At 65.9% G+C, this 11,709-nt stretch carries 12 protein-coding genes and 1 pseudogene; 8 read left to right on the plus strand and 5 right to left on the minus strand.

Features of this window, described 5'->3' with window-relative positions; translation table 11 throughout:
- A pseudogene (gene tnpC, locus C487_RS08135) lies at nt 1–811 on the plus strand (IS66 family transposase); the annotation flags it as partial.
- Nucleotides 812–997: 186 nt separating this feature from the next.
- On the opposite strand, the gene C487_RS08140 reads toward tnpC, so the two are convergent.
- Both C487_RS08140 and C487_RS08145 read right to left on the minus strand, forming a co-directional pair.
- On the minus strand, nt 998–2,164 hold the full coding sequence (locus C487_RS08140; RefSeq protein WP_006185243.1) for an ABC transporter ATP-binding protein: 1,167 nt from the start codon (nt 2,162–2,164) through the stop codon (nt 998–1,000).
- Nucleotides 2,165–2,263: 99 nt separating this feature from the next.
- A complete protein-coding gene (locus C487_RS08145) occupies nt 2,264–2,734 on the minus strand; it encodes a DUF5793 family protein (protein WP_006185244.1) in 471 nt (156 codons plus the stop codon).
- 331 nt (nt 2,735–3,065) lie between these two features.
- Between C487_RS08145 and C487_RS08150 the strand changes: the two genes are divergently transcribed.
- From C487_RS08150 to C487_RS08165, 4 genes are read left to right on the plus strand one after another with little or no spacing between them, the layout of a single operon-like run.
- A complete protein-coding gene (locus tag C487_RS08150; protein ID WP_006185245.1) occupies nt 3,066–3,539 on the plus strand; it encodes a 30S ribosomal protein S15 in 474 nt (157 codons plus the stop codon).
- Nucleotides 3,540–3,545: 6 nt separating this feature from the next.
- The gene (locus tag C487_RS08155; RefSeq protein ID WP_006185246.1) at nt 3,546–4,763 is read left to right on the plus strand and encodes a hypothetical protein; all 1,218 of its coding nucleotides are present in this window, start codon (nt 3,546–3,548) and stop codon (nt 4,761–4,763) included.
- Nucleotides 4,760–5,074, plus strand: a complete 315-nt coding sequence (locus C487_RS08160; RefSeq protein ID WP_006185247.1) for a KEOPS complex subunit Pcc1 — start codon at nt 4,760–4,762, stop codon at nt 5,072–5,074. Before C487_RS08155 ends, C487_RS08160 begins: the two co-directional genes overlap by 4 nt.
- Nucleotides 5,067–5,705, plus strand: a complete 639-nt coding sequence (locus C487_RS08165; protein WP_006185248.1) for a 30S ribosomal protein S3ae — start codon at nt 5,067–5,069, stop codon at nt 5,703–5,705. The genes C487_RS08160 and C487_RS08165 overlap by 8 nt, the downstream gene beginning before the upstream one ends.
- Before the next feature lie 106 nt (nt 5,706–5,811).
- On the opposite strand, the gene C487_RS08170 is transcribed toward C487_RS08165, so the two are convergent.
- Nucleotides 5,812–6,243 carry a cupredoxin domain-containing protein gene (locus C487_RS08170; RefSeq protein ID WP_006185249.1) on the minus strand — a complete coding sequence of 144 codons (432 nt, stop codon included), beginning with the start codon at nt 6,241–6,243 and terminating at the stop codon, nt 5,812–5,814.
- A 107-nt stretch (nt 6,244–6,350) separates the two neighbouring features.
- Here C487_RS08170 and C487_RS08175 point away from each other — a divergent pair, with 107 nt between their 5' ends.
- The 3 genes from C487_RS08175 (at nt 6,351) to C487_RS08185 (ending at nt 10,292) form a co-directional block, all read left to right on the plus strand.
- Entirely contained in the window at nt 6,351–6,965 is a 615-nt protein-coding gene (locus C487_RS08175) for a CDP-alcohol phosphatidyltransferase family protein (protein ID WP_006185250.1), read from the plus strand.
- 66 nt (nt 6,966–7,031) lie between these two features.
- Entirely contained in the window at nt 7,032–8,372 is a 1,341-nt protein-coding gene (locus C487_RS08180) for a HEAT repeat domain-containing protein (protein ID WP_006185251.1), read from the plus strand.
- Between the two features lie 117 nt (nt 8,373–8,489).
- Nucleotides 8,490–10,292 (plus strand): phospholipase D-like domain-containing protein, encoded by a 1,803-nt coding sequence (locus C487_RS08185; RefSeq protein ID WP_006185252.1) that lies wholly within the window; start codon nt 8,490–8,492, stop codon nt 10,290–10,292.
- Between the two features lie 292 nt (nt 10,293–10,584).
- Here the strand turns inward: C487_RS08185 and C487_RS08190 are convergent, their stop codons facing one another.
- Both C487_RS08190 and C487_RS08195 read right to left on the minus strand, forming a co-directional pair.
- Complete coding sequence (locus C487_RS08190) at nt 10,585–11,019, minus strand: metal-dependent transcriptional regulator (RefSeq protein ID WP_006185253.1); 435 nt, start codon at nt 11,017–11,019, stop codon at nt 10,585–10,587.
- A gap of 133 nt (nt 11,020–11,152) precedes the next feature.
- A complete protein-coding gene (locus C487_RS08195; protein WP_006185254.1) occupies nt 11,153–11,647 on the minus strand; it encodes a tumor suppressor TSBF1-like protein in 495 nt (164 codons plus the stop codon).
- Nucleotides 11,648–11,709: the final 62 nt, after the last annotated feature.

An 11,709-nucleotide genomic window follows, 5' to 3' on the forward strand; every position in this document is an offset into this window, starting at 1 on the left:
TCGGGGTGAACGTCATCTCCCAAGCAGCACTTTCTCGGTACGATCACCGCCTTCCCTACCGGAAAATCGCTGATCGCTTCGAGCAACTGCACGGGTTAGAACTCTCAGGCGCGTCCGCATGGCACGCGACCGAGCGCGCTGCGCGCGCCGGTCGCTGCGAATATGAACAGATTCGAAGACAGATTCAGCAAGCAGAGATCGTTCACGTCGACGAAACTGGTATCAAACGCGAGGGGGAGCAAGCATGGATCTGGACGTTTCGGACGGGAGAGCACACGCTGTACGCCGTAAGAGAGAGTCGTGGGAGCGATGTCCCCGCGGAAGTCCTCGGCGAGGACTTCGCGGGAACGGTCATCTGCGATGGGTGGACGGCGTATCCAGCGTTCACCAGTAATCTTCAGCGGTGCTGGGCACATCTTCTCCGGGAAGCCGAGGACATTGCTAGTGACCACGAGGAGGCAGAGCCGGTTCACCGGTATCTCAAACAGATGTTCGTCGGTCTCCAGTCGTGGCTGGAGACCGACCCGAGGCCTCGTGAGAGAGCACAGATGCACCGATCATGCCAGAACGGGCTTAGATCGCTCGTTGAGCGGTCAGTAACCGACGAGGCAGTGGCAACACTACTCGGGAAGATCGAAGGAGGGATCGACCACTGGCTCACCTTCGTCGGTGAGCCAGCGGTCTCCCAGACGAACAACGCAGCTGAGAACGCACTTCGNGCAATCCATACGAAGAACTTCGTCGAGTCGTCAACAACAATGAGATGCTCTCACGGGATCACGCTGTGCCGGCTGTCGAGACTTCGGGGTAAACTCATACGACACACGTATCAATATTTGGGGCAGTGGCTCGAACGCGACCGCGTGTCACGGCTGACCGACGGAGAAACTATCGTCCCAACTGAACGTCAGTGCACACCTGATCGCACGACAGCGTTGCGATCAGTGTGTCAATCGGTTCAGTCGTGACTATACAGTCGATGGCGTTTCGAAACGGATCAGTCGGCACCCGCGGAGGCTTCGTCCGTCTCCGGGTCCTCACGATGGTCGGCGGGGAACCACGCGAGTTCGTGGTCGGCGGTGACGCGGACGACGACGCGCTCGTCCAGGTCGATCCGGTCGGAGTGGTTGTGCATGCACTCGATGGTCTCGCCGTCGTCGAGTTCCACGCGATAGAGGACCGTCGGGCCGAGATACCGACGGTACACGACGCGGCCGTCGGCCTCGGCTTCCGCGGCTGGGTAGGCCGTCACGTCGTCGGGTCGGACCAGCAGGTCGACGATGCTCCCGTCGTACTGGTGGGCGAGCCCGTGGACATCGTCGCGGAGCACGCGGCCGAGCGCGGTCTCGACGTGGTCGCCGTGGACCTCGCCCGGGAGGAAGCTGGCGTGACCGAGGAAGCCGGCCACGAACCGTGATTCGGGCTGCTGAAAGACCTGTTGTGGGGTGTCGATCTGCTCGATATCGCCGTCGTTCATCACGGCGACCCGATCGGAGATCGATAGCGCCTCCTCCTGGTCATGGGTGACCGAGATGGCGGTGACGCCGGTTTCCTTGATGATGCGACGGACCTCCTCGCGCATCTCGACGCGCAGATCCACGTCGAGGTTCGAAAACGGCTCGTCGAGCAACAGCATCTCGGGTTCCGGGGCCAGCGAGCGCGCGAGCGCGATCCGCTGTTGTTGCCCGCCCGAGAGTTCGTCCGGATAGTCATCGCCGTGGTCCGCGAGTCCGACGAGTTCGAGGAGTTCGTCGACGCGGGCGTCGCGTTCGGCGTCAGCCCACTCCTGAAGGCCGAAGGCGACGTTCTCGTGAGCGGTCAGATGGGGGAAAAGCGCGAAATCTTGAAAGACGACGCCGACGCCGCGTTCCTCCGGCGGGACGAACCGCCCATCACCGGCGACGGTCTCGTCTTGCAGCCGGACTTGTCCGGCGTTCGGCTTCTCGAGGCCGGCGATCAGGCGCAGCGTCGTGGTCTTCCCACAACCCGACGGGCCGAGCAGCGTCAGAATCTCGCCGTCGCGAACGGCCAGCGAGAGGTCCCCGATGACGTCCTCGCTACCGAACCGTTTCGCGATGCCGTCGAGTTCGAGGACCGACTCCGCGGTCGTCGGTGCCTGCGCTTCGTCCTCGACCGCCGTCGTGAGTAGTTGTCCGTTCGCCATAAATCGACTCCGGCGTCTGCCGGCGTATGTTCCTTTAGGCATGCCTAAATGCTTATAACTGCCGGTCCGATCCTGGGCGATGAAAACGAACGGAGACGGCTACAGTTCGACGCCGCTGGGGATCAGGCTGTGCTGTCGGAGCAAGCTTCCCTCATCGTCGTAGACGAGAAACGTCCCTTTGTCGTAGCTGACGAACGGGTCCCCGTCGAGCGTAATCGCGACTTCGTAACGACCCTCATCGTCGGCGGCATCCTCGCCGTACCCCCGTGCCGCGCGGATAAACTGGAGGACGTCGTCGGCGTCCTCGTTGAGTTCGAGTATGAACTCGCCGGTGATGCGGTTGGTCACGCTCACTACCCCCGTGGTGTCGTCCCCGAGCGGTCCCTGCAGGCGGAGGGCCGCGTCCGTTTCGTTCGCCTCGAGAACGTCTCCGTCGGGACCAGTGAGGCGCTCGCGAAGCATGGTCGCCGGGCCGGTGAAATCGATCGATACCGATGGCTTCGCCGGCTCGCCGTCGGTTTCGACCCAGTCGATGTTGGTGACGTCTAACGTGAAGTGCTCGCGCCTCATTCCGTACCCGTCGCTTCGGACTCCCACGGTATGAACGTGACGCACGAAAAAAGACGGTCGACGGACAGTTCATCGAACGGACGGGTGGACACGGTCGCCCTCGAGCCGTCGGCGAGTCGAGAGCCGAACCGGCCGACCGTGCGCGGTGGGATGGCGATGTAGAAACCCTTTAGTCCCCGACGCGGGAAGTGAGCATGGGAAGCGCACGGCCGCAAATCCGACTGCGTCACCCCCTCTTTCGGGTGACTTGGGATTGCGGAAGTGCACGGCGAGAGCCAGTACTGTCGTTCGACAGTACACTGAGCGGTCAGTGCGATTCCTATCCTCAACAATGGCACGAATGCACACCCGCCGTCGCGGCTCGTCCGGTTCGGACAAGCCGTCGGCAGACGAACCGCCGGAGTGGAGCGACGTCGACCCCGAAGACATCGAAGACCGGGTCGTCGAACTAGCACAGCAGGGCCACGATCCCAGCCAGATCGGGATGAAGCTGCGTGACGAAGGCGTCACCGGCACCCCCATCCCCGACGTCAAGCTGGCAACCGGAAAGAAGATCACCGAGATCCTCGAGGAGAACGACGCGCGATCGGACATCCCCGAGGACCTCTGGAACCTGATGGAGCGCGCCGTGCGTCTGCGCGAGCACGTCCAGCAGAACCAGCAGGACCACCAGAACAAGCGCGCCCTGCAGAACACCGAAGCCAAGGTTCGTCGCCTGGTCAAGTATTACCGCGGCGACGAACTCGAGGCGGACTTCACCTATACGCCCGAGTTCGCGAAGGAACTCATCGAAGACGCCCAGTAACGTCAGATGTCCACCGAGGGTCGACCCGCCGAGCCGGCGTCCGCCACGAACGTCCTCGAGAGCGCTGGCTTCGTTCGCCTGATCGCTCGCGCCGACGGCGACGGGCTCGCGGCGAGCGGCCTCCTCGCGACCGCGTTGGCCGACCGCGGGACGCCGTTTCAGGTGACCGTCGGACGGACGGTCACGGAGCGCTCCGCGCGTGCTCGGACGCCGACGAACGAGGGCGACATCACGGTCGTCGTCGGCACCGCCGATACGGCAGCGGAGACCGACGACATCCGCCTCGCGGGGATCGACCGCCCGTCGACCCTCGAGGCCGTCGATCTCGTCCGCGAACTCGGCGCGACGCCGGACCCGGTGCTCGCGCTCGCCGGCGTCGTCGCCGGCGGGAGCGACCCCGGTGCGGGCGAGACCGAGTGGCTCCTCGAGACCGCGCTCGACCGCGGGCTCCTCGAGCAGCGGCCGGGCGTCGCGGTCCCGTCCGCCGACCCCGTCGACGGGCTCGCCCACTCGACGCGCGTACGCGCGCCATGGTCGGGGGATCTCGCTGCGACGCGCGATGCGCTTTCGGGCGTCGTCGACGACCCCGACGCACTCGATGTGGACGATCACCGCGCGATCGCCTCGCTGGTCGCGCTCGACGCCGTCGGCGCCGCGGAGGCGACCGACGCCGCGGCCACATCGATCGGCCGACTACTCCGCCCGTACGCCACACCCAGCCATGCCGTCGCAACGCTCGGCGGCTTGGCCGACGTGCTCGAGGCGCTGGCTCGAACCCAGCCCGGTACGGGAACGGCGCTCGCGATGGGACACGATGTCCGCGACGCCGCACTCGACGCGTGGCGTGAGCGCGGCCGCCGCGCCCATGCGGCGCTCGAGGGCGCGTCGACCGGCCGCTACGACGGTCTGTTCGTCGTCGGCATCGACGACGGTCCTGTCGAGGCGGTCGCGGCGATTGCGGCGGCCTACCGGTCGCCGGAGCCGGTCGTTCTCACCGTCGGAAACGGCGAGGCGGCGATCGCGACCCGCGAACCCGACCCCCTCGGAGCGACCGTCGAGGGAATCGCGCGCGATCTCGAGGGGACGGAGCCGGACGCGGAAACGGCGGCGGACGCCGACGGTACCGATGTCGAGTACGACATCGGCCGGCGGCGTGGCTACCTTCGGTACGACGGAGGCGTGGACGACTCGACGATCATCGCGGCAGCGAGGGACCTACTATGAGCCGGCGAGCGACGATTCGGACGGACCACGACGATGCGACGCTCGTCGCACGGGCGCTCGACCCGGACAACACCGACGAGATGACGACGACCGTCGAGTGCGACGGCAACGACCGCACAGGAACGGTCGTCACGCGGATCGACCGCGAGACGACCAGCGGCCTGCAGTCGACGGTCGACGACTACGTCGTCAACCTCACAGTCGCGATCGACGTCGCGTCGCAGGCGCGACCCGTACAGGACGACCGACCGACGGACACGGGACCTGTGTCCGACTACGATACCGACTCAGACACAACACACAATGAGTGAACGATCAGTTTCACGTGCGAAACAGGAAAAGCGGTGGTACACCGTTCTGGCACCCGAGCAGTTCGATCGCCAGGAACTCGGCGAAACCCCCGCTGACGAACCGGACAAAGTCTACGGCCGAACGCTCGAAACGACGCTCGGCGAACTCAACAACAACGCCAGCGAGAACAATACCAAGCTGACCTTCAAGATCACCGATGTCGGCAGCGACAGCGCGTACACGGAGTTCGTTGAACACTCCCTGACGCGGGACTACCTGCGCTCGCTGGTCCGTCGCGGTGCCTCGAAGATCGAGGCCTACGTCACCGTCCTCACGACGGACGACTACCGCGTTCAGATTCAGCCCGTCGCGTTCACGACCAAGAAGGCCGACGCGAGCCAGGAGAAGGCCATTCGCGAACGGATGGTCCAGATGATCGAAGAGGCGGCCGAGGAGCGTTCCTTCGAGGAACTCATCGACAGTGTCGTCGAGGGACGGCTCTCCTCCGGCATCTACGGCGAGGCCAAGACGATCTACCCGCTGCGCCGCGTCGAGATCCAGAAGGCCACCCTCGAGGCGCACCCCGAGGAAGTCGCCGAAGAGGAAGCGACCGCGGTCGACGTCGACGAAGACGACGTCTCCGCGGACTGATCGCGATCCGCGAGCCGACTCGAGTCTCGCCGGGGCGCGATTCGTTCTTTTGCAGTCGAACGCCGCGTAGCGCTCGCTGTCTTCGTGCGGGGACTCGACTGGGGAGTTACTCGACGACGATTTCGCCGATCATCTCGGCACCCTCGTGTGGGATACAGAAGTACTCGTAGGTCCCCGGCACCTCGAAGGTGTGTTCGAACGTATCGCGCGTTCCGAGGCGGCCGCCGCGGTCCTCCCAGGCCTCGTACGCGGCCGCTTGACTTTCGTAGCCGCCGGACGCGAAGTACTCGGCCTCGTCCGGAATGCCGCTCTCGTAGGCCGTGACGGTGTGGTCGGCCTCGCTGGTGTTCTTCCAGACGACCGTATCGCCGGCCGACACTTCGTAGACGGCGGGCGTGAACTCGGTGCGGTTCATACCGATGTGACACTCCTCGCCGCCACAGGGGTCGTCGTCGAACGCGCTGAGGACGGACGAACACCCGGCCAGGGTCGTTGAGAGCGCGGTTCCGACGGCGGCGAGACAGGCGCGCCGTTGCATACCGAAGCGTACGGAGAGTCGTGGTATAACCGCCCCGGTTCGGCTCTCGAAAACGCCGCCTGCGGAAACGAAAACACGTAAGGTAACGCCCCGCCGAATCCGGGCATATGCTTCCCCGGTTCGTCGGTCGGCTGGGTGTCGCCGACGCGGTGACGATCGCCAACGCCGCTCTGGGGTTCGTCGCGGTCGTCGTCGCGGTCGTCGACATCGATCTGGCCGCCCGCCTCATCCTGCTGGCGGCGATCGCGGACGGCCTCGACGGCATCCTCGCGCGTCGCTACGGCGGCACCGATGCCGGCCCCTATCTCGACTCGCTCGCTGACGTCGCCTCCTTCGCCGTCGCCCCCGCCGTCCTCTCCNGGATGTATACCGCCTACGACATCGCCGGCAGCCACACCGAGGGCGTCCAGACGACGCTGGCCGCGACGGTGCTCGGCGCGGCGATTCTCGCGGGCGAGCTTCGGCCGTGGCTCGTCCTCGCAGTGACCGGTGCGTTCTGTTACCTGATGGTCTCGCGAATTCGGTACCCCGATCTCCTGGCTCGAGACGCCGCGATCATGGGTGTCGTCCACGCGCTCGCGATCCTCGTCCCCGATTTCGCCGGTCGAACGTTTCCCTACGCCCTCCTGACGCTCGGACTGGCGTACATGACGTGCAGTCCCTGGTTGTACTGGGGCGACGCCGAACGGACCGGCGAGGTCGACGTGCATGGAAACGCTTAGGGCCGTGCTGACACGACCGTAGAGTATGTACACAGTCACGCGTCGGCGTCGTCCCGAGGTGGGACCATGAGCGAGGACGAGGCGAACGGTGACGACGCGGCCGACGAGACCGAGCCGGACGGAACCGCCGTCGATCTCGACGCCATCGGCGAACGGCTCGACGCTGTGGCGGCCGACATCGAGGAACTCGAGTCGACCCTCGAAGCGGCCGAGACCGAGGACGACTTAGACGTCGTCGAGGCCGATCTCGACTCCGTCCGCGCCGAACTCGAGAGCGTCGAGGTGCCGGAGCCACCAGAGACCGACGAGGAGGAAGACGAGGACGAGGAACCCGCCCCCGAAGAGGAACTGCAGGAGGAGTACGACGAACTGGAGAGCGATCTTTCGGATCTGGAGTCCGAACTGGACGACCAGCGCGGCCCCTACGGCGAGGACGTCGTGAGCGAAATCGACGACGCGAGCGACACGATCACGAGCACTCGCTGGACCGAAGAGGGCAACGCCGAACTGATCGAAGCGGTCGACGACTTCCTCGACGAGGTCGAGGGGCTGCTCGGGACATCAGTGGCGCTGGTCGACGAGGACGAGACAGTTGCCGCCCAACTCGAGGCGACCCTCGACGACGCGGCCGACGCCGTGGCGGACGCTGCCCTCGACGCCGACGACGACGCCGAAACGATCGCCGGGCTGCTCGAGGCGACTGACGACCTCCAGAGCGAGATCGACGACGCGACCGAGTGGACCGACCTCGAGGTCCGCGAACAACTCCGCCGGGAGGGCTACTACGACGTGCTCGACCACGTCAAGGACTTCCCGCCGGAGTGGCACGCACTCAAGGTCCACGAGAAGCAGGGCAACGTCGACCAGATCCTGCTCGCGCTCGAGACCTTCGACTCCGACTTCATGGAGGAGCACTGCATGGAGGCCTTAGAGCGGATGGGCCCCGAGGAGGCCATCGACCCGATGCTCCAGAAGGCCAACCGCCGCGATCAGGCGGCGATGCGTATCCTCGGCAAGATCGGTGTCGACGACGAGGAGGTCGTCGACACGCTCGTCGACTACGTCGACTCCAACCCGAACCTCCAGCGGCCGGCGTTCCGCGCGCTCGGCGAAATCGGTGCCACGGATGCGGTCGAGCCGATCGCCCACCAACTCGTCGCCGACGAGGACGACGTCCGCAGCTGGGCTGCGCGCGCGCTCGGACTCATCGGCGACACGCGCGCCATCGACCCGCTCGCGGATGTCCTCGAAGACGACGAGGCCGACCGCGTCCGGGCCAGTGCCGCGTGGGCGCTCAACCGCATCGGCACCCAGGACGCGCTCGAGATCGTCGCCAACTACGACGACGATCGGGCCTATCTCGTCCAGGCCGAAGCCGAAGGCGTGGACCTCGAGCCCGCGGCCTGACGAACGACGGGCCGGAACCGATTCGATCCGCCCAGTCCGACCCACTCGTCCGCAGTTAGCGCGAGACGGTCGAATTCTCCCGCGGGTTTAAGTACGAAAGGGCGGCCAGACGGAGTGATGAACCTCCGGCGTGTGGCCCTCGTCGCGGCGTTCGCGTGTGGTCTCGTCGCCAGCACCGCGCTAGTCGCGGGCTTCGTCGCCGACGGAACGACGGTGGACGGCCGGCCAATCGCTCAAGCACCTGCCGGCCCGGGCGCGAACGCAACCGCCCTCGACTGTCCGTCCCGAGCGAGCGACGCGACGGCCACGAGCCCGACGACGACCGACACACCGGCACGACCGCGGATCGCCGCTCTCGCCCCGAATCCAGCGACCAACGGCAACGTCGGCGAGTTCATCGTCCTCGAGACCCCGCCCGATACGCGACTCGAGAACCTCTCCCTCACTGACGGCCACACGACGGCACCCCTCCCGAACGAGACGGTTTCCGGCCGCGTCGCGCTGAGCACTGCCCCAAACGTCACGCGGACGCTGACCGACGCACCCGTCCTCGCACTCGCGGGCCGTCTTCGGCTCGCGAACGACGGTGACGAACTCCGACTCCAAAACGCCACGACCGAGATCGATTCGGTCTCCTACGACCGCGCGCCGACGGCAGCGCGGTGGTACCGAACGGAGCCGACTACCAACGGAGCGGGCGGCAGTAACGGCGGCCAGTGGTGGCCCACCGGCGCGACCTGTCTTCCCGTCGCGAGCACCGCGGTCGACGAGGCAACGGCGTTCGTCCTTCCCGACACCCCCGAGGTTCCGCGAGCGACGATCCGAACCGCGGACGACCGACTGCTGCTGGCGGGATACACCGTCACCTCCGACGCGATTGCCGCCGACCTCGTCGACGCGGCCGAACGCGGCGTCGATGTCGCCGTCCTCTTCGAGGCGAGCCCGGTCGGCGGCACGCCTGCACCGACCGAGAGCGTCCTCGAGACGCTCGAGGCCGGTGGCGTCGATGTCCGAGTCATCGGCGGCGAGAACGCTCGCTACCGGTATCACCACCCGAAGTATGCCGTCGTCGACGATCGCGTGCTGGTCACGACCGAAAACTGGAAACCCGCTGGCGTCGGCGGCGAGAGCAGTCGCGGCTGGGGGGTCCGTCTCGAAAGCGAGACGCTCGCAGCCCGACTCGCGACGGTTTTCAGCGCCGATTTCGAGGGCCGAGACACGACGGCCGGCAGTGCCTACCGCGCGAACGCCACGTTCGTCGACGATGAACCGCAGGGGCTCCCGTCGGCGGAAGCCGATCCCGAGTTCCCGACGGCTCACGATCCGGCGACGGTCCCGGTCGAGTCCGCCGAACTCCTGCTCGCGCCGGACAACGCCGACGCCCGGATGCAGGCATTGTTGGCCGACGCCGACGACGAGATCCTCGTCATCCAGCCCAGTATCAACGCCGACGTCTCACTGCTCGAGGCAACCCTTGCGGCGGCCCGCCGCGGCGTCGACGTCAAACTCCTGCTCGGCTCGACGTGGTACAACGCCGACGAAAACGAGGCGCTAGCCGCCGACCTCGAGCGAGTCGCCGACCGTGAGGACCTCCCGCTCGAGGTCCGCCTCGTCGAGGACACCGATCGGTTCGAGAAGATCCACGCCAAAGGCGTCGTGATCGATCGGGAGACGGCGATCGTGGGCAGTGCGAACTGGAATTCGAACTCGCTCGAGAACAACCGCGAAGTGCTCGTCGTGCTCCACGGTGTGGCGGCCGCGAATTACTATGCCGACGTATTCGACGCGGACTGGGCGGGCGACTCGTGGTCGCTCCCGATCGGCCTCGGCGTCGCGGTCGTCATCGCCCTCGCGGCCGGGGCGATCGTCGGCCGACGCTACGTCCGATTCGGTGATCGGGACGGGGCCGACGACCCCTGACCGGACGTGTCGTGCGGTGCAATCCGTTATTTCGGCGGTCGTTCCACCGAGTTCGGTTCAGCAGTCGCTCCCGATGTGGCGTTGCAGCACGTATCTCTGTAGTGGTCAATACGGCCCGCCGACCACGATAGCAATCGCTCGTGGGTATTTGAGAGACGGAGTAGGTCAGTCAGGTGAACACACGTGGAAACCACGCGTGCTGAAAGGTAGCTGTCTGACCGTGCCGTCTCCTAGTTCTCTCCGCTCCCCCTACAAAACAGCACCGGTATACGGGTCCGGTAACCGATCCGACTCAGTCGGCCCGACCGCTGGCCTCGAGTTCGAGCAGTTCACAGCAGTCCTGCTCGGCATCGAAACAGTCGGGACACTGGGCGGGCCGGTCGATGATGGTGTCGAGGCGTTCCGCAACGGTATCGTCGATGACGCTTTCCAGTGCGCGGGCCTCGTCGCGAAACTCCTCGACCTCGAGGACGTTCGCGAGGAATCGCTCGATGATACAGTAGGTCTGGAGGGCGTTGTGTGCCCGTTCGAGTCCGTCGTCGGTCAGACTGGCACCTTTGTATTTCTCGTGGTCGACGAGTTCCCGCTCCTCGAGTTTGCCGATCATCTCGTTGACGCTGGCCGGACTCACCTCGAGGAGGTCCGCGAGCGTGCCGGTCGATGCGGGGCCGTCCTCGATGCGCTGGGCCAGATAGATCGCTTTGAGGTATTGATCTGCAGTGTTCATGCCATCCCTCCGTCGGTCGCGTTCCGTGCGGTGTCGGTTCCTCGCCGGCGTGCTCGCGGCCGGGCGTCGATGCGTGTCGCGGACGGTGTCAACGCGGTAACTGCGGTGGCCGCAATCGTGGCGCTCACCCCGATCATGCTCGCTGCTCCATGACCTCGGTCACTTCCTCGACGCCCTCTTTCTCCTCCTCGCGGATGCTGTACAGCGTCTCGAGCAGCCGCTCGCGGTCGACGGCGAACTCGGACTCGGAGGCCTCGATCGCTTCGATCAGGTCGTCGTAGAACTTGTAGGCCGTTTCCTCGTTAGCCAACTGGTCGTAGAGGACGCCGTCCGTATCCTCCGGCGGCCCGTACTGGGCGTCGACCAGTGCGTTGATCTCCTCGTATCCGACCGTTTCCGCCTCGAGATCGTCGATCAGCGCCTCGAGTCGCTCGCGGTGGTCGGCCGACTCCGTGGCGGCCTCCGCGAGTAACTCTTCCACCTCCTCGTCGAATTCCGCCCGCTCGTCGGGGGGCAGGGACTCGATGTGGTGGGCGGCGCGTGACTCGACGAGTTCCTCCAGCACGACCCCGATCTGGAGCAATCGGGTCAGCTGGTGGTCGCTCGAGACACGCTGTCCCAGGCTCATATCACGACAAGGGAGCCGTGGTTACTTAGTCGTCTCGGAGCACGGACGGGGACAACGCGAAA

This window comes from Natrinema pallidum DSM 3751 (genome assembly GCF_000337615.1).
GTDB lineage: Archaea > Halobacteriota > Halobacteria > Halobacteriales > Natrialbaceae > Natrinema > Natrinema pallidum.

Bases quoted from the DNA above. Each gene is read 5' to 3' on its own strand.
- C487_RS08195 (WP_006185254.1), bottom strand. From the start codon at position 11,647: ATGAGCCTGGGACAGCGTGTCTCGAGCGACCACCAGCTGACCCGATTG.
- C487_RS08155 (WP_006185246.1), top strand. From the start codon at position 3,546: ATGTCCACCGAGGGTCGACCCGCCGAGCCGGCGTCCGCCACGAACGTC.
- C487_RS08165 (WP_006185248.1), top strand. From the start codon at position 5,067: ATGAGTGAACGATCAGTTTCACGTGCGAAACAGGAAAAGCGGTGGTAC.
- C487_RS08180 (WP_006185251.1), top strand. From the start codon at position 7,032: ATGAGCGAGGACGAGGCGAACGGTGACGACGCGGCCGACGAGACCGAG.
- C487_RS08140 (WP_006185243.1), bottom strand. From the start codon at position 2,164: ATGGCGAACGGACAACTACTCACGACGGCGGTCGAGGACGAAGCGCAG.
- C487_RS08145 (WP_006185244.1), bottom strand. From the start codon at position 2,734: ATGAGGCGCGAGCACTTCACGTTAGACGTCACCAACATCGACTGGGTC.
- C487_RS08160 (WP_006185247.1), top strand. From the start codon at position 4,760: ATGAGCCGGCGAGCGACGATTCGGACGGACCACGACGATGCGACGCTC.
- C487_RS08150 (WP_006185245.1), top strand. From the start codon at position 3,066: ATGGCACGAATGCACACCCGCCGTCGCGGCTCGTCCGGTTCGGACAAG.
- C487_RS08185 (WP_006185252.1), top strand. From the start codon at position 8,490: ATGAACCTCCGGCGTGTGGCCCTCGTCGCGGCGTTCGCGTGTGGTCTC.
- C487_RS08170 (WP_006185249.1), bottom strand. From the start codon at position 6,243: ATGCAACGGCGCGCCTGTCTCGCCGCCGTCGGAACCGCGCTCTCAACG.
- C487_RS08190 (WP_006185253.1), bottom strand. From the start codon at position 11,019: ATGAACACTGCAGATCAATACCTCAAAGCGATCTATCTGGCCCAGCGC.